Origin of the sequence: Actinospica durhamensis, assembly GCF_018139695.1 — a bacterium.
GTDB classification, from domain to species: Bacteria; Actinomycetota; Actinomycetes; order Streptomycetales; family Catenulisporaceae; genus Actinospica; species Actinospica durhamensis.
Genome location: NZ_JAGSOG010000182.1, coordinates 1 through 18,090, shown reverse-complemented (window position 1 = coordinate 18,090; position 18,090 = coordinate 1). Strand labels below are relative to the sequence as shown.

Genomic DNA, 18,090 nt, shown 5'->3' with positions numbered 1-18,090 from the left:
CCGCCAGCCCCCGCCGCCTCGACGGCCTGCTGTTCTTCCCCGTCACCGCGTTCGACCAGGACGGGCGCTTCGCCCCGGACGCCTACCACGCCCACGTCGAGGCACGCCTCGCGCACGGGCCGGGGGCGGTGTTCGCGGCGTGCGGCACCGGTGAGTTCCCGGCGCTCGCGCCCGCCGAGTACGAGCAGGTCGTGCGGACGGCCGTGGGGGCCGTGTCCGCGGCCGGCTCGAGCTCGGCGGGGCGGGTGCCGGTGATCGGCGGATGCGGGTACGGCACGGCGCTGGCGCTGGAGTACGCGCACGCGGCGCAGCGGGCGGGCGCCAACGGGCTGCTCGTGCTGCCGCCGTACAGCGCGGACGGCGGACAGGACGGCCTGCTGCGCCACTACACCGCGCTGGCCGCCGGGACCGACCTCGACCTGATCCTCTACCAGCGCGACACCACCGTCTTCGCGCCGGAGACCGTGGTCGAACTCGCCCAGGTGCCCAACATCGTCGGTTTCAAGGACGGGCGCGGCGATCTGGACCTGATGCTGCGGGTGGTCAGCGCGGTGCGCGCGAGCGGCACCACGGACTTCCAGTACTTCAACGGGATGCCCACCGCCGAGATGACCCAGCAGGCGTACCGCGCGGTCGGGGTGCCGCTTTACTCCTCCGCGGTGTTCTGCTTCGCTCCGGACCTGGCGCTGGCCTTCCACGGCGCGCTGGAGCGCGGCGAGCACGCGAGCGTGGACCGGCTGGTGGACGTGTTCTTCCGGCCCTATGTGCAGCTGCGCAACGCCCGGCCGGGCTACGCGGTGTCGCTGGTCAAGGCACTGACCCGGGCGGGCGGCCACGACGCCGGCCCGGTGCGCGCGCCGCTGGTCGAGCCCGCGGCCGAGCATGTGGCCGAGGCCCTCGCCCTGATCGAGCGGGCCCGCGAGGCCGTGGCCGCGCTCGGCGCCGGCGGGGTCGACAAGGTCGGCGGGTCCGTCGCGTGAACCGCGCGGCCGGGCTCGGCGTCAGCCTCTACCCCTGGGACGTGGCGGGGGATCCGCACGCCCCGGACCGGATCGCCGGGCTCGGCGTGGACCGGGTCACCCTGGCCGCCGCGTACCACACCGTCAGGGCCCTGTCGCCGCGCCACCCGGAGCGCAAGGTCGTCACGGCGAGCCACTCGGCCGTGTACTACCGGCCTGATCCGGCGCACTGGAACGGCTCGCCGCTGAGCCCGGTCGAGGCGGCCTGGGCCCCGGGCGCCTTCACCGAGGCGGCGCCGCGGCTGCGCGCGGCGGGCCTGAAGGTCTACGCCTGGACGATCCTGACCCACAATCAGCGCCTCGGCACGCTGCACCCGGAGCACGCGGTCGTCAACGCGTTCGGCGACCCGTATCCGTGGGCGCTGTGCGTCAACTCCCCCGCCGTCCGCGACTACTGCACCCGGCTGGCCGCCGAGGTGGCCGCGCAGCCGGACATCGACGGGGTCGAACTCGAGTCCTGCGGCTGGTACGGCTACGACCACCTGCACGCGCACGACAAGACCGGCGGCGTCGCGTTCGATCAGAGCACGAAGTTCCTGCTGAACCTGTGCTTCTGCACGCACTGCGAGGCCTGGTACGCGGCGCACGGCCTCGATCGGCTGCGCGAGCAGGTGCGCGAGGCGCTGGAGCCGGTCTTCCGCGGTGACGCGGCGGCCGCGGCCCTTGACCCGCAGACCACGGACGCGGTCGGCATCCTGCGCGTGCACGCGGCGGCCGGGTTCCAGGCCGAGATGGTCGAGGCGGTGCGGCGGGTGCGCCCCGACCTGCCGGTGCTGCTGCACACCAGCCCCGACCCGCTCGCCGTCGGCGCGAACCCCGGCTCGGTGCCCGACGCCTCCTTCGGCGCGGTCCTGCAGTGCGGCGGCGCGCGTTCGCAGGACGCGTTGACGCAGCTGCGGACCTACGCCGCCGCGATGACGCAGGCCGTGGCGAAGGCGGGACGCGCCGCCGGCCCGGCGCAGCCCCTCGCCGCGACGGTGAACATCGTCGGCGGGATGGGGGCGGACCGGGCCGGGCTCGATGCCTGGGTGACCGAGCTGCGCGCCGCCGGTGCCGACGAACTGCGGCTCTACCACGCCGGCCTGGCCTCGGCGGCGGACCTGGCGGCGGTGCAGGCGCTGGCGGGCTGAGGCTCCGTCAGTACCGCGTGCCCGTCGGCACCGCGGCGCCGCCGTCACCGCCGCGCCCCGCCTCCTGCCCGTCGGGCCGGGCGAGGCCGAGCACCAGCAGGTCCCACACCGCATCGAAGGCCTCGTCTATCTCGGGCGAGATCCACTCGGCGGCGTGCGAGGGGTTGTGGAAGCGGGCGGTCGCGTCGAGCACGGCGCGGCCGCCGGCGGCGAGGGCGGAGGGGCGGATCTCCCCGGCGGCGACGCCGTCGCGCAGGATGTGGGTGATCTGCTCGGCCAGGGCCGAGAGGTGTTCGGCGACCGCGCCGGAGTCGTCGGCCGCGATCAGATGGTAGGTCGCGAACAGCTCGGGATCCTCGCGGGCGTAGCCCTGCTTGCGGCTCACCAGTGCGGCCAGCCAGCGGCGCAGCCGGTCGACGGCGGGTCCGTCCTCCTCGGCGATGGCGCCGAGATCCCGGGACACCGCCGCGAGGCCCTGGCGCACCACCGCGGCCCGCAGCGCCGCCTTGGTCGGGAAGTGCCGGTAGACGGTGCCGTGCGAGACCCCGAGCGACTGCGCCACGTCGACCACGGTGGTCTTGGCCGGGCCGTAGCGGCGCAGCGCCTCCTTGGCCGCCTCGAGGATCTGTTCCCGCGTCAGCGGCTGCGCCGCGGTCATCTCAGCGCTCGCTGTCGAGCGAGCTCATCTGCGCCGTGGCGTAGCGCTCGCCCGACGCGGCGCCCTTCGGCACGGCCTTCTCGATCTGCGCGAGGTCCTCGGCGGTCAGCTCGACCTCGAGCGCGCCGAGCGCCTCGGCCAGCCGGTCGGGGCGGCGGGCGCCGATCAGCGGGACGATGTCCGTGCCCTGGGCCAGCACCCAGGCGATCGCGATCTGCGCGACCGAGGCGCCCCTGGCCTCGGCGACGGTGCGCAGCGCCTCGACGAGCTCCAGGTTGCGGGTGAGGTTCTCGCCCTGGAAGCGCGGGGCGTGGGTGCGGAAGTCGGCCGCGTGGGTGGAGCGCTCGGGCGTCCAGTGGCCGCTGATCAGGCCGCGGGAGAGCACGCCGTACGCGGTGATGCCGATGCCCAGCTCCCGGGTGGTCGGCAAAATGGCCTCCTCCAGCCCGCGCGAGATCAGCGAGTACTCGATCTGCAGGTCGGTGATCGGGTGCGCCGCGTGGGCCCGGCGGATGGTCTCGGCGCCGACCTCGGAGAGGCCGACCTGCCGGACGTAGCCGGCCTGCACCAGCTCGCCGATCGCCCCGACCGTCTCCTCGATCGGGACCCGCGGGTCCAGGCGGGCGGGCCGGTAGACGTCGATGTGGTCCACCCCGAGCCGGGTGAGGGTGTAGGCCAGCGCGGTCTTCACGGCGGCCGGGCGGGCGTCGTAGCCGAGCCAGGAGCCGTCGGGGCCGCGCTGGGCGCCGAACTTCACCGAGATCCGCACCGCGTCGCGGTCCAGGCCCAGCTGCTTCAGGGCCCGGCCGAGCAGCATCTCGTTGTGGCCCATGCCGTAGAAGTCGCCGGTGTCGAGCAGGTTCACCCCGGACTCCACGGCGGCCCTGATCGTCTCGATCGACTCGGACTCCTCGGCCGGGCCGTACATCCCGGACATGCCCATCAGGCCGAGGCCGAGCGCCCCGGAGGCCACCGCGGCCGGACCGGTGCCGAGCGTGCGTGTGCTGATCATCGCTGTCATCCCCTCGTCGTCACTGCTTCCAGTGTGCGAAGTGGAATGACAGATGTCAACATCTGTCAGCCGACAGTCGTCAGCGCCGCGCTCCCCCGGCGGGCCGGCGTCAGCAGCGACAGGCTGAGCGCGGCGGAGCGCGCCCCGTTGACGGCGCCGAGGCTGCGCGCGGCCTGCTCGGCCCTGCGCCGGAACCCGTCGTGCGCCAGCAGTTCGCCCGCGGCCGCGCGGATCTGCGGGCTGCCCGCCTCGACGCCCACGGCGATCCCGGCGCCGATCTCCTCGACGAACGCCGCCACGATCGGCTGGTCAAGGGCCGCGATGCCCGGCTGGTCGCCGGCCCGGCCGACCAGCAGCAGGGCCGGCGCCCCGTGGCACAGCGCGCGCATCGCCGTGCCGTGCCCGCCGTGCGTGACGACGACCGCGGCGCGGCTCATCAGCGCGTCGTGCGGGGCGAAGCGGACCGCGTGCGCGTTGCCGGGCACCGAGAGCAGCCCGGGGTCGACGCCGGAGGTGGTGGCCACGACGTGCACGGACAGCTCCGCGAAGGCGTCCAGCGTGCGCTGCAGCTTCGCCGTGGAGGCCTGGCCCTCCTCGGTGCTGAAGCTCACCACGACCAGCGGCGTCGGATCCTCGGCCGGCCAGGGCAGCCGGAGCCCGTCGGCCCGGCTGTCCTGCTCGAGCACCGGACCGGAGTGGACCAGCTGCGGCCACGGGGCGCGCACCGGCAGGTCGAACTCGGCGAGCGAGGTGGCCAGCACGAGGTCGCGCCCGCCCCAGAGCTCGTCGATGTCCGGGATGGGGCCGAAGCCCGAGCGCCGGCGCACCTCGCTCTGCATCCGCAGCAGGTCGCGCATGCCCTCGAAGGTGCGGTGGATGAAGCTGTGCATCACGATCGCGGTCGGCACGCCGAACTCGGGCGCGGTGGCCAGGACCGCGCCCATGTGCGAATCGATCACGACCACGTCGGGCCGCTCGGCCGCGGCGTAGGCGTGGACCTCCCGCGCCACCGCGGGCGAGGTCAGGTAGCACAGGGTCGCTCCGCGCGGGTGCCACGCGTACGCCTCGGCCGACTCCGTGGCCCGGGTCAGCTCCAGGGTGCGGAACCCGGCCCGGCGCACCCGGTCCTGCATGGCCGCGCGCCCGGCGAAGACCACCTCGTGGCCGAGCCGCTCCAGCTGCCTCGCTATGCCGACGCTCGGCGGCACGTTGCCGCCGCCGTCGAAACACACCCACAGGAATCTGCTCATCGTTTCCCTCGAGTCGAAGCCCGTCCGAACGCGGCCACGCCGAGCCGGGCCGCCCCTCACCGACTCTCGCAGCCGGCGGCGGGCACAGCGATCACCGCGCGGCGCAACTGTCAGGTCCCCGCCGACCTGACAGTTCGCCCACCGCGCGCCTAGCCGACGCGGATCCGAATGGGAACCCTGAGAAGCGGTCGACACCGGTGCGACCCGCGGCCGGTCCCGCCCGAGGGCCGCGATCAGCCTTCTGACACCACGGAGGAACCACCGTGAGCCGCCAGCCCGCCTGCAGCGTCGTCATCCCCACCTACAACCGGGCCCGGCTGCTCGGCCACACCCTGAGTTCGCTCACCCGCCAGACGCTGCCGCGCGAGGAGTTCGAGGTGATCGTGGCGGACGACGGGTCCACGGACGAGACCGCGGCGGTGGTCGAGGGATTCCGCGACGTCCTGAACGTGCGGTTCCACACGCAGCGCGACGAGGGCTTCCGGGCCGCGGCGGCTCGGAACATGGGGATCAGGAACGCGGACGCGGAGGTCTGCGTGTTCCTCGACTCGGGCATGCTGGCCCACCCGCGGCTGCTGCGGGCCCACCTGGCCGAGCAGAACACCGACCGCGGGCCGGTGGCGGTGGTGGGCTACAACTACGGGCTCCAGCAGGACGCGGCGGGAACCTGGGCGCTGGAACAGGAACTGGACCTCGAGGACCCGGCCGGCACGATCGCGCGGCTGGCCGAGCGCCCGCAGTGGTGGGACATCCGCGAGCCCTTCTGGACCAAGTACGGGGACGAGTTCCACCACCTGCCGGCGCCCTGGGTGGTCTTCTGGTCGGCCAACATCTCGGCGCGCACCGACTCGCTGCACCGGATCGGCCTGTTCGACGAGGAGTTCCGCAGCTGGGGGGCGGAGGACATGGACCTGGGCTACCGGCTGCACCGCGGCGGGGTGCCGATCGTGCTCAGCCGCCTGGCCGGCGCGGTGCACCTGCCGCACGAGAAGAGCGGCGAGACCAACGAGCTCTCGGCCGAGCGCAACTACCGCTACATGGCGGAGAAGTACGGCACCCCGATCATCAGGCTGCTGACGCTGTTCCCGCGGATCAACCCGTTCACCATGAACGACTGGATCAGGGACCTCGCGCTCCCGTCCTGCGCCGACTACCTCGAGCAGGCCGGCCGCACGACGGCCGGCCACAGCCCGTACTCGACGATCCTCGGCTGACGGCGGCTCAGAACCGCGGGTTCAGCCGCTCCCAGGCCGGGTCCTTCAGGCGCATCGCGGACAGGTCGTCGCGGGAGCGCACGCCGCACTCGAGGTACTGCCGGTGCAGCTTCTCCAGCGCGTCCCGGTCCAGTTCCACGCCCAGGCCCTCGCTGCCGGGCACCGCCAGCGAGCCCTTGTCCCACACCAGCGCGCCGGGCTGGATCACGTCCTCGCGCGTCCACGGGGAGTGGGTGTCGCAGGCGTAGGTGAGGTTCGGCACGGCGGCGGCCAGGTGCGTCATCGCCGCGAGCGAGATGCCCAGGTGCGTGTTCGAGTGCATCGACATGCCCCAGTCGAAGGTCTCGCAGATCCCGGCGAGCTTGAGCGAGGCGCGGAAGCCGCCCCAGTAGTGGTGGTCGGAGAGCACGACCGAGACGGACCCGAGCCGCGCGGCCTCCGGCACCTCCTCGAACGCGGTCACGCACATGTTCGTGGCCAGCGGCAGCGAGGTGGACCTGGCCACCTCGGCCATGCCCGGGTTGCCGCCGGTCGGGTCCTCGAGGTACTCGAGCAGGCCCTCGAGCCGCGGGGCGATCCGCTGCGAGGTCGCCACCGACCAGTTGGCGTTCGGGTCGAGGCGCAGCGGGTGCTCGGGGAAGGCTTCGCGCAGCGCCTCGATCGCCTCGGCCTCGGCCTCGGGTTCGAACACGCCGCCCTTGAGCTTGAGCGAGCCGAAGCCGTAGGTGTCCACCAGCCGCCGGGCCTGGCGCACGATGCCGTCGGGGTCGAGCGCGTCGCCCCAGTCGTCGTCCGGGTAGTCCGGTCCGGTGGCGCCGTCGGGGTGCACGGCCCAGCGGTAGAACAGGTAGGCGCTGTAGGGCACCGCCTCGCGCACGGCGCCGCCGAGCAGGTCGCACACGCGCTGACCGGTGGCCCGGCCCTGCGCGTCGTAGCAGGCGACCTCGAACGCGCCGACGGTCTGGGCCACGGTCTTCTCCCGGGAGACCCGCCCGACCAGCTCGGTCAGGTTGGTCGGGGTCACCTTGCCCAGGGCGAGCGCCACCCGGCTGGTGAGGCCGTTGACGTCGAACACGCTCAGCCCGGCCAGCGCGGGGGCGGCCTTGCGCAGGTTGGCCAGGGTCGGGTCGTCGCCGTACGCCTCGGACAGGCCGGTGATCCCGGCGTCCGTGTGCACCTCGATGACCGCCCGCAGCTGGTAGGGCTGATGCACGCCGGAGGCGTTGAGCAGCGGGGGGTCGAGCACCGCCACGGGGGTGATGACGACCTCGGTGATCTTCGGCGCGCTCGTGGATCCCATGACCATCCCGTTCATACTTGTGAACAACTTGCAGGTTGATGAACGACTGCAGCGTCCCTCAACTTACGCGCGCGAACCGCGGAGCGTCAACGTGGCAAGCGTGTGAAGCCCGACACCGCGCCCGGGGACGCCGAAGGGCCCGCGGCACCGGCCGCGGGCCCTTCGAAGACCACGGTGCGCACGCGGCGCCGCGGTTCACGCGCTCTCAGCGGACCGGGTGGCCCGCCTCGCGCAGCGCCGACTTGACCTCGCCGACGGACAGTTCGCCGAAGTGGAAGACCGAGGCGGCCAATACCGCGTCGGCGCCCGCGGCCACGGCGGGGGCGAAGTCCTCCACCCGGCCGGCGCCGCCCGAGGCGATCACCGGGATCGTCACCTCGGCCCGGACCAGGCGGATCAGCTCGAGGTCGTAGCCGTCCTTGGTGCCGTCCGCGTCCATCGAGTTGAGCAGGATCTCCCCGGCGCCGAGCTCGGCCGCGCGCGCGGCCCACTCGATCGCGTCGAGGCCGGTGCGGGTGCGGCCGCCGTGCGTGGTCACCTCGAAGCCGGAGTCGGTGCGGGTCTCCCCGGTGCACCGGCGCACGTCGGCGGAGAGCACAAGCACCTGGCGGCCGAAGCGCTCGGCGATCTCGGAGATCAGCTCGGGGCGGGCGATGGCGGCGGTGTTCACCCCGACCTTGTCCGCGCCCGCGCGCAGCAGCCGGTCCACGTCGTCCGCCGAACGCACCCCGCCGCCGACGGTGAGCGGGATGAACACCTGCTCCGCGGTGCGGCGCACCACGTCGTAGGTGGTCTCCCGGTCCCCGCTCGAGGCGGTCACGTCCAGGAAGGTCAGCTCGTCCGCGCCGGCCTCGTCGTAGGCGCGGGCCAGTTCCACCGGGTCCCCGGCGTCGCGCAGGTTCTCGAAGTTGACGCCCTTGACCACCCGGCCGGCGTCCACGTCGAGACAGGGGATCACCCGGATCGCGAGCGTCATCGGGCACCTTCCCGGTAGGCGTCGACCTCGACCTCGACCAGCATCTGAGGGTCGATCAGCTTGGCGACCACGACCATCGTCGCGGCCGGGCGGAAGGCGTCGAACAGCTTCTTGTGCGCGCGGCCGACCGCTTCCACGTCCCGGGTGTGCGTGACGTACATCCGGGTGCGCACCACGTCCTCGGGCCCGAATCCGCCCTGGGCCAGCGCGTCCAGCGCCACCCCGAAGGCCGTGAGCGCCTGCTGATACGGGTCGCCCTCGTGGTGGACCACCCCGTCCAGGACGGCGGTGCACCCCGAGACGTACCCGTGCGGGCCGGCTATCACGGCGCGGCTGTAGCCGAAGGCGTCTTCCCACGGCCCGGCCGAGGAGACACGGAGTACGGTCAACGGGACACAGCCTCCAAGGCCTGCTCGAGGGTGAACGCGCCCGCGTACAGCGCCTTGCCCACGATAGCCCCCTCGACCCCGTCCGGGACGAGCCCGGCCAGCGCCCGCAGGTCCTCGATGCTCGAGACCCCGCCAGAGGCCACCACCGGGCGGTCGGTGGCGGCGCACACGGTGCGGTAGAGCTCGACGTTCGGGCCGGCCAGCATGCCGTCCTTGTTGACGTCGGTGATCACGTAGCGGGAGCAGCCCTCGGCGTCGAGCCGGGCCAGGGCCTCGAAAAGCTCGCCGCCGTCGGTGGTCCAGCCGCGCCCGCGCAGCCGCCAGGAGCCGTCCTCCAGCTTGCAGTCGAGGCCCACCGCGATCCGCTCGCCGTGCTCGGCGATGGCCTTGGCCACCCACTGCGGGTTCTCCATCGCGGCGGTGCCCAGGTTCACCCGGGTGCAGCCGGTGGCCAGGGCCGCGCGCAGCGACGCGTCGTCCCTGATGCCGCCGGACAGCTCCACCTTGACCTCCAGCGCGGCCACCACCGAGGCCAGCAGCTCGCGGTTGGACCCGCGGCCGAAGGCGGCGTCGAGGTCCACCAGGTGCACCCACTCGGCCCCGGCCGCCTGCCAGGCCAGCGCGGCCTCCAGCGGCGCGCCGTAGGAGGTGGCGGTGCCCGCCTCACCGCGCACCAGCCGCACCGCCTGGCCGTTCTCCACGTCCACCGCGGGCAGGAGTTCGAGCTTGGACATGCGCTTCCTTACCAGTGTTGTTCGAGCCGTGGGTTCGAACGCTTCGGTCACAGGGTCTTGAGCCAGTTGGCGATCAGCTGGGCGCCGGCGTCGCCGGACTTCTCCGGATGGAACTGGGTGGCCCACAGCGCGCCGTTGTCCACCGCGGCCACGAACGGGGTCGTGCCGTAGTCGCACCAGGCCACCTGCGGGGTGGGCAGCGCGCCGGTGTCGGTCAGGGTCCAGTCCAGCGCGGCGTAGGAGTGCACGAAGTAGAACCGGGCGTCCGGCTCGATCCCGGCGAACATGGGGCTGCCGGCGGGCATCGCCACGGTGTTCCAGCCCATGTGCGGCACCACCGGGGCGCGCAGCTGCTCGACCGTGCCGGGCCACTCGCCGCAGCCCTCGGTGCGCACGCCGTGCTCGATGCCCTGTTCGAACAGCACCTGCATGCCGACGCAGATGCCGAGCACCGGGCGCGCGCCGGCCAGCCGGCGGCCGATGACGCGGTGTCCGAGCACTCGTCGCAGGCCGCTCATACAGGCCGCGTACGCGCCGACGCCGGGCACCAGCAGCCCGTCCGCCTCGAGGCAGGCCTCGAAGTCGGAGGTGATGCTCACCTCGGCGCCCTGCCGGGCCACGGCCCGCTCGGCCGAGCGGACGTTGCCGAAGCCGTAGTCGAGGATGGCGACGGTGGTCATGCGGCGCTCACCGATTCGCTCATGCCCCGGCTACTTCCACCGCATGACGCCGGAGGCGAGCGCCAGCGCGCTGCACACCCCGAGCGCCGTGATGATCATCTTGGAAAGGCCCTGCTTGGCGAAGGAGATCACGCCGCCGAGCAGGAAGAGGCCGAGCAGGATCAGCAGGGCCGCACTGTAGCTGTTGGTCACAGGGTGCCTTTCGTGGACGGGACGCCGGTCACCCGCGGGTCGAACGCGCACGCGTCGCGCAGCGCCCGGGCCACCGCCTTGAACTGCGCCTCGACGATGTGGTGGGCGTTGCGCCCGTACGGCACGCGCAGGTGCAGGCAGATCTGGGCCTGGGCGATGAAGGACTCGAAGATGTGCCGGGTGAGCGTGGTGTCGTAGGCCCCGATCATCGGCGCCATCCGCTCCGGCTCCTCGTGCACCAGGTAGGGCCGGCCGGAGAGGTCCACCACGGCCTCGGCCAGGGTCTCGTCCAGCGGCACCGAGGCGTTGGCGAACCGGCGGATCCCGGACTTGTCCCCGAGCGCCTCGCGGAACGCGCCGCCGAGGGCGAGGGCGGTGTCCTCCACCGTGTGGTGGGCGTCCACGTGCAGGTCGCCGGTGGTCTTCACGAGCAGGTCGAACAGCCCGTGCTTGGCCAGCTGGCCCAGCATGTGGTCGTAGAAGCCGATGCCGGTGTCCACATCGGTGATCCCGGTGCCGTCGAGGTCGATCTCGACCAGCACGCTCGACTCCTTGGTGGTCCGGGCCACCCGGCCGTACCTGCGTCGGCGGTCCTCGGTCACTGCGCGCTCTCCTTCGCCAGAACGTCCCGGAGCCCGTCCAGGAAGGCCGTCGTCTCGTCCTCGGTGCCCGCGGTCACGCGCAGCTTATGCGGCAGCAGTCCCTCGCGGATCAGCACCCCCCGCTCCAGCAGGCCCTGCCAGACGGCGTGCGGGTCGGCGAAGTCGCCGAAGGAGACGAAGTTGGCGTCGGAGGGCACCACGCTCAGGCCGAGGCCGGTGAGCTCGGCCACGATCCGGTCGCGCTGGGCCTTGACCGCGTCGACCGTGCCGAGCAGCTCGGCGGTGTGCGCGAGCGCGGTGCGGGCCACGGCCTGGGTGAACACGGACAGGTGGTAGGGCAGGCGCACCAGCAGCAGCGCGTCGATCACGGCCGGGTCCGCGGCCAGGTAGCCGATGCGCGCGCCGGCCATGGCGAAGGCCTTGGACATGGTGCGGGTGACCAGCAGCCGGGGGCGGCCGGGCAGCAGGGTGAGCGCGGAGGGCGTGCCGGGCCGGAAGAACTCGGCGTACGCCTCGTCGATCACGACCATCCCGGGCGCCGCGTCCACGACCGCCTCGATCAGCTCGAGCGGCGCCGCGGTGCCGGTCGGGTTGTTGGGCGAGGTGAGGAAGACCACGTCGGGCCGGTGCCGCTCGATCGCGGCCACGGCGCGGGCCGGGTCGAGCTCGAAGGTCTCCGGGTCGCGCTGCTCGGCCACCCAGCCGGTGCCGGTGGCCAGCGCGATCAGCCGGTGCATGGAGTAGGACGGCTCGAAGCCGAGCGCGGTGCGTCCGGCCCCGCCGAAGCACTGCAGGATCTGCTGGATGATCTCGTTGGAGCCGTTGGCGGCCCACAGGTTCGCGCCGAGCAGGCCGTGGCCCAGGTACTGCGCGAGGTCCTTGCGCAGCTCGTCGGCGTCCCGGTCGGGGTAGCGGTTGGCCCCGGCGGCCGCGTGTGTGACGGCCTCGGCCAGGTCGGCCACCAGCGCGGCCGAGGGCGGGTACGGGTTCTCGTTCGTGTTGAGCAGGATCGGGACGTCGAGCTGCGGCGCGCCGTACGGCGTCAGGCCGCGCAGGTCGTCCCGGATGGGCAGGTCCCGCCAGCTGATGCCGGCGGGCGACGCGGCCGGGTACCGGTCGGTCACTCCTCCTCCAGAGGGGTTGCGTCGGTGTCCGGCGCCGGGGCCGGACTGGCGGGTTCGGCGTGCGGCTCCGGCTCGAACTCGGGCTCGAACTCGGGCGCGCGGCGGGCCTGCACGGCCTCCCCGTGCGCGGGCAGGTCCTCGGCGTTGGCCAGCACGACCACGTGCGGGGCGACCTCGGCCAGCGCGGCCTCGTTGTACTCCACGATGTGGATGCCCTTGAGGAAGGTCTGCACGGAAAGGCCCGAGCTGTGGCAGGCGCAGCCGCCGGTGGGCAGCACGTGGTTGGACCCGGCGCAGTAGTCCCCGAGCGAGACCGGCGAGTACGGCCCGACGAAGATGGCGCCGGCGTTGCGCACCCGGCCGGCCAGCACCCGGGCGTTGGAGGTCTGGATCTCCAGGTGCTCGGCCGCATAGCCGTCCACCACGACCAGCCCCGCCTCGAGGTCGTCCACCAGGATCAGCGCGGACTGGCGCCCGGCCAGGGCCTGGGCGATGCGCTCGGCGTGCTTGGTCTGCGGCACCCGCCTGCCCAGCTCCAGCTCCACCGCCTCGACCAGCGCGGGCGAGTCGGAGACCAGGATCGCGGCGGCCATCGGGTCGTGCTCGGCCTGGCTGATCAGGTCGGCCGCGACGTGGCCGGGGTCGGCGCTGAGGTCGGCGAGGATCGCGATCTCGGTGGGGCCGGCCTCGGTGTCGATCCCGATCCGGCCCTTGAGCAGCCGCTTGGCCGCGGCGACGTAGATGTTGCCGGGGCCGGTGACGATGTCCACCGGGCGGCAGCCGGTCTCCCCGGCGCCGGAGCCGTAGGCGAACATGGCGATGGCCTGGGCGCCGCCGACCGCGTACACCTCCTCGACCCCGAGCAGGGCGCAGGCGGCCAGGATGGTCGGGTGCGGCAGCCCGCCGAAGGCGCGCTGCGGCGGCGAGGCCACCGCGATCTGGTCCACTCCGGCGACCTGGGCCGGGACCACGTTCATGACGACGGACGAGGGCAGCACGGCCAGGCCGCCCGGCACGTAGAGGCCGGCCCGGCGGATGGGCACCCAGCGCTCGGTCACCATGCCGCCGGGCACCACGACCGTCTGCACGTCGCGGCGGCGCTGGTCGTTGTGCACCTTGCGGGCGCGGCGGATGGACTCCTCGAGTGCGGCGCGCACCTGCGGGTCGAGCGCGGCCAACGCCTGCGCGATCGCGTCGCCGGACACGCGCAGCGAGCGCAGCCGGACCCCGTCGAACCGCTCCCCGTACTCGATCAGCGCCGCTTCCCCGCGATGGCGGACGTCCTCACAGATCGGACGCACGACCTCGAGGGCCGCCTCGATGTCGAACTCGGCGCGCGGAACCAGGTTCCGCACGTCCAGGCCCGCCGAACGCAGGTCCATTCCACGCAAATCGATACGGTTGATCACACAACCAGTGTAGTTGCCCGTCGGCACCGGCCTGCCCGAGGTTCCGAATACTGGGCTCGGAAGGTTCTACGCTAGGGGCATGCCGACCACGCTGCCCCTCTTCCCGCTCGGGTCAGTGCTCTTCCCTGGCGTCGTGATGCCGCTGCGCGTGTTCGAACCGCGCTACCGGCAGCTGGTCGAGGACCTCCAGGCACTGGAGACCACCGAGCAGCGCTTCGGCGTGGTGGCCATCAAGGACGGCCGCGAGGTGGGCGAGGGCAACGTCCGCAGCGTCTACGAGTACGGGTGCACGGCGCAGATCTCGGCCGTGGACGCGGCCGACGACGGCTCGTACGCGCTGGTCACCACGGGCGTGGAGCGCTTCCGGGTGCTGGCCGCCGACCTGTCCGCGGCGCCGTACCCGACCGCCGAGGTGGAGATCCTCACCGACGTCCCGGGCGAGGGCGCGGACGCGCTGCGCACCCCGGCCACCGCGCACTTCCTCGGCTACCAGCGGGCCCTGACCACGCTGCGCGGCCTGCGCGTGGGCGCGCTGCCGCAGCTGCCGGACGACCCGACGGTGCTGTCCTACCTGATCGCCGCCACGATGATCATCGACCTGCGGGAGAAGCACTCCCTGCTGGCCGCCGCCGACACCGCGACCCGGCTGCGGCGCGAACAGGCCCTGCTGCGGCGCGAGGCGCTGCTGATCCAGGAGCTACGCTCGCTCCCGGCGGTGGACATCCTCAAGAGAGACTGAAGGCAGGCTCAAGGTTCCGCGCGCGATCGCGCGCGGCGCGACCCGTTCGGCTCAGCCGGCGCGGCCGATCGGCGCGGTCACCGCCGCCGTGAGAGTGACCAGGGCGGCCGGGGCGAGCTCGACCTCGAGGCCGCGCCGGCCGGCCGAGCAGAACATCGTCTCGAAGGCCAGCGCCGAGGCGTCGAGCACGGTGGGCAGCGGCCGGCGCTGCCCGAGCGGCGAGATCCCGCCCAGCACGTAGCCGCTGGAGCGCTCGGCCGCGGCCGGGTCGGCCATCGCGGCCTTCTTGCCGCCCACCGCGGCGGCCAGCGCCTTCAGGTCGAGGCTGCCGGAGACCGGGACGACGGCGACGGTCAGCCGGCCGTCCACGTCGGCCACCAGCGTCTTGAACACGCGCGCCGGGTCCACGCCCAGCGCCTCGGCCGCCTCGGTGCCGTACGAGGCGGCGGAGGGGTCGTGCGCGTATTCGTGGGTGACGAAAGGGATCTGAGCCTTCGTCAGCGCGACGGTCGCCGGGGTGCCCGCCGCGGTCCTGCCCTGCTTGGTGTTCTTCGCCACCGGGCCAGCCTACCCAGCCCGCGGGCCGCGCCCGGCGCCGCGGGTGCGGGTTACGGGTGCTGCTCGGGCCGGGTGTCCTGCGGTCCGGGCGCGGTCAGGTCGACCGGGTCGGCCCACTGCGGGAACTCGTACTGCGCCGCGGTCTGCTCGGGGTCGTCGGACGGGCCGAACACCAGCATCAGCAGGAAGTACAGGCCCACCGCCACGGCCGGCCAGAGCCAGATCACGCCGGTGGCGCCGATGTTGAGCGGCAGGTCGAAGACCTGGTTGGCGGCCACGCCGTTGGTCGAGGCGATCACCGAGCCGCGGCCGGGGCCGAGCCAGACGCCGAACCAGGCGGCCAGGTAGGACGCGCCGATGCCCGCCCCGCCCAGGGCCAGCGCGACGCCGATGGGGGCGCGGCGGCGGAACCAGAAGAACGCGGCCAGCGCCAGCAGCACCGCGGCCACCACGCCGCAGACGGCGAACATGCCGTCCTGCCCGACGAAGCCCTTGGTCTCCGGGTTCTCGTAGTACGCGGCCTTCTGCCCGCCCGAGACGGTGATCACGCCGTGCACCGGCGGCGCGAGGTAGCGCCAGGCCACGCCGACGATCACGCCCGCGACCAAGGACAGCGCGCCGATCACCAGGGCGCCGACGGCCTCAGGGGCCCACGCCTCGCGCGCACGGGTGCGCTGCGGCGGCGGCGCCGATATCTCGATACTCATCGGTGACACTTTTTCACAGCTGCCGCGCAGTGTCTTCTCTGGGCCGACAATCGGGCGAGCCGCGCACCTGCGCCGGGCGGGCCGGCGATCAGCCCGCGGCCCCGACGCCCTCGCGCTCGAGGATGTCGGACAGGGCCTCGCGGCGCAGCAGCACCTTCCAGGCCCCCTCGCGCACCCCGACCAGCGGGGGCCGGGCGACGAGGTTGTAGCCCGAGGCCATGGACAGCTGGTAGGCGCCGGAGGCGGGCACCGCGAGCAGGTCGCCGGGCCGCACGTCGGCGGGCAGGCTGGCGTCCGGCACCAGCACGTCGCCGGCCTCGCAGTGCCGCCCGACCACCCGCGCGGGCTCCATCAGGGCCGCGGACCTGCGCCCGATCAGCTGCACGCTGTACTCGGCGCCGTACAGGGCGGGCCGCGGGTTGTCGCTCATCCCGCCGTCGACCGCGACGAAGCGGCGGCCGGAGGCGGCGACCTTGACCGAGAGCACCCGGTAGACCGCCACGCCCGCCGGGCCCACGATCGCCCGGCCCGGCTCGAGCACCAGCCGCGGCACCGGGATGCCCGCCTCGGCGCAGCAGGCGCGCAGCCGGGGCAGCACGTAGGCGGCGAAGTCCTCCGGCGGGAGCTCGGCGTCCCCGACGCGGTAGGCGATGCCGTGTCCGCCGCCGAGGTCGAGCTCCGGCAGCGTCACGCCGCGGCGCTCGCGCAGCCGCCCGAGCAGGCCCACCAGGCGGCCGACCGCGGTGAGGAAGGGCTCGATGTCGGTGATCTGCGACCCGAGATGGCAGTGCAGGCCGTCCAGGCGCAGGTGCGGCTGGTCGAGCACGCGCTCGACCGCCTCCAGCGCGCCGCCGTCCTCGAGCGCGAAGCCGAACTGCTGGTCGTCCACGCCGGTGCGCACCGCGGCGTGGTGGCCGGCCGCGACACCCGGTACGACGCGCACGTACACGCCCTGCGGCCGGGCGGGGTCGGCGAGCGCGGCGAGGTGGGCGATCTCCGGGAACGAGTCGAGCACGACCCGCCCGACCCCGTGCTTGACCGCGAGCAGCAGCTCGGACTCGGTCTTGGCGTTGCCGTGCAGGATGATCCGCGCGGCCGGGAAGCCGACGGCGAGGGCCAGGGCGAGCTCGTTGCCCGAGCACACGTCGAGGCCGAGTCCCTCCTGGTCCATCCAGCGCGCGAAGCTCGTGCACAGGAAGGCCTTCGCGGCGTAGTGCACGGAGGCGTCCGGCAGGGCCGTGCGATACCCGGCCGCGCGGCGCCGGGCCTCGGCCTCGTCGAGCACGTACACCGGGGTGCCGTACGCCTCGGCCAGCTCGGTCAGGCTCACCCCGCCGACCAGCACGTCGCCGTCGCCGAGGCGGGCCGCCCCGCGCGGCCAGGGCGGGCCGAGCCGGGTGGCGCGGGCCGGGTGTCCGTCGTGGACCTGTTCCCCCATGAGTGCGTGCACGTTCATCTCAGCGCCTCCAACACGAGCGCGGCGGCGCCGGCTCCGGCGCTGACCACGAGGATCCCGGCGGCCTGGCTGTGCTCGAGCGCGGAACGCACCGCGCTCAGGCCGTGTGCCGCCGCGTGCACCGGGGCCGCGTGCCGGTGCACGGTGCCGCCGGTCGCGACGGCGGGGGCGGCGGGTTCGGGGTGTTCGGTGATCCGGGCCGGGTCGACGATCAGGACCGTGACTCCGGCGGCGCCGGCCAGCTCGCGCACCGCGCGGGCGGTGAGCCGGTAGTAGGCCTGCTCCGAGCCGAGCAGTTCGGCCATCCGGCCGAGATCGGTGAAGCCGATCGCGCAGCGCGACCCCGCCTCGTCATGGAAGTAGCGCAGCGCCACGCCGCAGGCCGCGCCGTGCAGCGGTACGTACAGCCGCTCGGTATCCGGAGGCTCCTCGAGCATGCGGACCACCGCTCCTCTCACGTGCGGACCCACCCGCTCCGAGTGGATCACCGCCTCCGACGGTAATCCCGGGCCGAGCCGGTCGGCACGGGCACTCACACCTCCGCTACCACGACGGCCCGGATCTCAACGAAGCGTTGACACCCGGGCCGCGCGAGGGGGAAAAGGCGCCGGTCACGGCGCCGCGAGAGGAACGAGGGCGGGAGACTAGGGCAGGCGGATCAGCATCTTGCCGGTGTTGGCGCCGCGCAGCAGGCCGAGGAACGCCCCGACGGTCTGGTCGATCCCCTCCACCACGGTCTCCTCGGCGCGCAGCTCGCCCGCGCGCAGCCACTGCGCCGCCTGCGGGATCCACTCCTTGGCCAGGTGCATGTGGTCGGTCACGATGAAGCCGCGCAGGGTCAGCCGCTTGCCGATGGCCAGGGCCAGGTTGTCCGGGCCGGGCACCGGGGCCGCGGCGTTGTACTGGGAGATGGCGCCGCACCTGTCTCTTATACACATCTG

20 protein-coding genes and 1 pseudogene are annotated in these 18,090 nt (G+C 73.6%); 4 read left to right on the top strand and 17 right to left on the bottom strand.

Annotation, left to right across the window (positions count from 1 at the left end):
* The first annotated feature begins 26 nt into the window (after positions 1-26).
* Both KDL01_RS27885 and KDL01_RS27880 read left to right on the top strand, forming a co-directional pair.
* Positions 27-980 carry a 5-dehydro-4-deoxyglucarate dehydratase gene (locus tag KDL01_RS27885; RefSeq protein ID WP_246577099.1) on the top strand — a complete coding sequence of 318 codons (954 nt, stop codon included), beginning with the start codon at positions 27-29 and terminating at the stop codon, positions 978-980.
* Positions 977-2,149, top strand: coding sequence for a hypothetical protein (locus tag KDL01_RS27880; protein ID WP_212531596.1), 1,173 nt, complete (start codon positions 977-979; stop codon positions 2,147-2,149). Before KDL01_RS27885 ends, KDL01_RS27880 begins: the two co-directional genes overlap by 4 nt.
* Before the next feature lie 7 nt (positions 2,150-2,156).
* Here KDL01_RS27880 and KDL01_RS27875 read toward each other — a convergent pair whose 3' ends face one another.
* From KDL01_RS27875 to KDL01_RS27865, 3 genes are all read right to left on the bottom strand, one after another.
* On the bottom strand, positions 2,157-2,807 hold the full coding sequence (locus KDL01_RS27875; RefSeq protein ID WP_212531595.1) for a TetR/AcrR family transcriptional regulator: 651 nt from the start codon (positions 2,805-2,807) through the stop codon (positions 2,157-2,159).
* Between the two features lies 1 nt (position 2,808).
* Positions 2,809-3,816, bottom strand: coding sequence for an aldo/keto reductase (locus tag KDL01_RS27870; protein WP_438801991.1), 1,008 nt, complete (start codon positions 3,814-3,816; stop codon positions 2,809-2,811).
* A 68-nt stretch (positions 3,817-3,884) separates the two neighbouring features.
* Positions 3,885-5,069 carry a glycosyltransferase gene (locus tag KDL01_RS27865; RefSeq protein ID WP_212531593.1) on the bottom strand — a complete coding sequence of 395 codons (1,185 nt, stop codon included), beginning with the start codon at positions 5,067-5,069 and terminating at the stop codon, positions 3,885-3,887.
* Positions 5,070-5,332: 263 nt separating this feature from the next.
* Here KDL01_RS27865 and KDL01_RS27860 point away from each other — a divergent pair, with 263 nt between their 5' ends.
* Positions 5,333-6,283, top strand: a complete 951-nt coding sequence (locus KDL01_RS27860) for a glycosyltransferase (protein ID WP_212531592.1) — start codon at positions 5,333-5,335, stop codon at positions 6,281-6,283.
* A gap of 7 nt (positions 6,284-6,290) precedes the next feature.
* On the opposite strand, the gene KDL01_RS27855 is transcribed toward KDL01_RS27860, so the two are convergent.
* From KDL01_RS27855 to hisD, 9 genes are all read right to left on the bottom strand, one after another.
* Entirely contained in the window at positions 6,291-7,589 is a 1,299-nt protein-coding gene (locus KDL01_RS27855) for an enolase C-terminal domain-like protein (protein WP_368861666.1), read from the bottom strand.
* A 199-nt stretch (positions 7,590-7,788) separates the two neighbouring features.
* Positions 7,789-8,559: an imidazole glycerol phosphate synthase subunit HisF gene (hisF, locus tag KDL01_RS27850; protein ID WP_212531590.1), complete on the bottom strand. Its 771-nt coding sequence runs from the start codon at positions 8,557-8,559 to the stop codon at positions 7,789-7,791.
* Positions 8,556-8,948, bottom strand: coding sequence for a RidA family protein (locus KDL01_RS27845; protein WP_212531589.1), 393 nt, complete (start codon positions 8,946-8,948; stop codon positions 8,556-8,558). Before KDL01_RS27845 ends, hisF begins: the two co-directional genes overlap by 4 nt.
* Positions 8,945-9,682 (bottom strand): bifunctional 1-(5-phosphoribosyl)-5-((5-phosphoribosylamino)methylideneamino)imidazole-4-carboxamide isomerase/phosphoribosylanthranilate isomerase PriA, encoded by a 738-nt coding sequence (gene priA, locus KDL01_RS27840; RefSeq protein ID WP_212531588.1) that lies wholly within the window; start codon positions 9,680-9,682, stop codon positions 8,945-8,947. Before priA ends, KDL01_RS27845 begins: the two co-directional genes overlap by 4 nt.
* 47 nt (positions 9,683-9,729) lie before the next feature.
* Positions 9,730-10,362, bottom strand: coding sequence for an imidazole glycerol phosphate synthase subunit HisH (gene hisH, locus KDL01_RS27835; protein WP_212531587.1), 633 nt, complete (start codon positions 10,360-10,362; stop codon positions 9,730-9,732).
* A gap of 30 nt (positions 10,363-10,392) precedes the next feature.
* Positions 10,393-10,554: a CG2302 family histidine operon protein gene (locus tag KDL01_RS27830; protein ID WP_212531586.1), complete on the bottom strand. Its 162-nt coding sequence runs from the start codon at positions 10,552-10,554 to the stop codon at positions 10,393-10,395.
* Positions 10,551-11,156 (bottom strand): imidazoleglycerol-phosphate dehydratase HisB, encoded by a 606-nt coding sequence (hisB, locus tag KDL01_RS27825; protein ID WP_212531585.1) that lies wholly within the window; start codon positions 11,154-11,156, stop codon positions 10,551-10,553. The genes KDL01_RS27830 and hisB overlap by 4 nt, the downstream gene beginning before the upstream one ends.
* Positions 11,153-12,280 (bottom strand): histidinol-phosphate transaminase, encoded by a 1,128-nt coding sequence (locus tag KDL01_RS27820; protein WP_307846623.1) that lies wholly within the window; start codon positions 12,278-12,280, stop codon positions 11,153-11,155. Before KDL01_RS27820 ends, hisB begins: the two co-directional genes overlap by 4 nt.
* Positions 12,277-13,689 carry a histidinol dehydrogenase gene (hisD, locus tag KDL01_RS27815; RefSeq protein WP_212531584.1) on the bottom strand — a complete coding sequence of 471 codons (1,413 nt, stop codon included), beginning with the start codon at positions 13,687-13,689 and terminating at the stop codon, positions 12,277-12,279. The genes KDL01_RS27820 and hisD overlap by 4 nt, the downstream gene beginning before the upstream one ends.
* Before the next feature lie 79 nt (positions 13,690-13,768).
* On the opposite strand from hisD, the gene KDL01_RS27810 reads away from it, so the two are divergent.
* On the top strand, positions 13,769-14,428 hold the full coding sequence (locus KDL01_RS27810) for an LON peptidase substrate-binding domain-containing protein (protein WP_212531583.1): 660 nt from the start codon (positions 13,769-13,771) through the stop codon (positions 14,426-14,428).
* 51 nt (positions 14,429-14,479) lie between these two features.
* Here the strand turns inward: KDL01_RS27810 and ybaK are convergent, their stop codons facing one another.
* From ybaK to KDL01_RS47095, 5 genes and pseudogenes are all read right to left on the bottom strand, one after another.
* The gene (ybaK, locus tag KDL01_RS27805) at positions 14,480-14,986 is read right to left on the bottom strand and encodes a Cys-tRNA(Pro) deacylase (RefSeq protein ID WP_212531582.1); all 507 of its coding nucleotides are present in this window, start codon (positions 14,984-14,986) and stop codon (positions 14,480-14,482) included.
* A gap of 50 nt (positions 14,987-15,036) precedes the next feature.
* Positions 15,037-15,693 carry a hypothetical protein gene (locus KDL01_RS27800; protein ID WP_212531581.1) on the bottom strand — a complete coding sequence of 219 codons (657 nt, stop codon included), beginning with the start codon at positions 15,691-15,693 and terminating at the stop codon, positions 15,037-15,039.
* 88 nt (positions 15,694-15,781) lie between these two features.
* Entirely contained in the window at positions 15,782-17,131 is a 1,350-nt protein-coding gene (gene lysA / locus KDL01_RS27795) for a diaminopimelate decarboxylase (RefSeq protein WP_212531598.1), read from the bottom strand.
* 14 nt (positions 17,132-17,145) lie between these two features.
* Entirely contained in the window at positions 17,146-17,586 is a 441-nt protein-coding gene (locus tag KDL01_RS27790; RefSeq protein ID WP_212531580.1) for an SAV_915 family protein, read from the bottom strand.
* 207 nt (positions 17,587-17,793) lie between these two features.
* A pseudogene (locus KDL01_RS47095) lies at positions 17,794-18,090 on the bottom strand (NADP-dependent oxidoreductase); the annotation flags it as partial.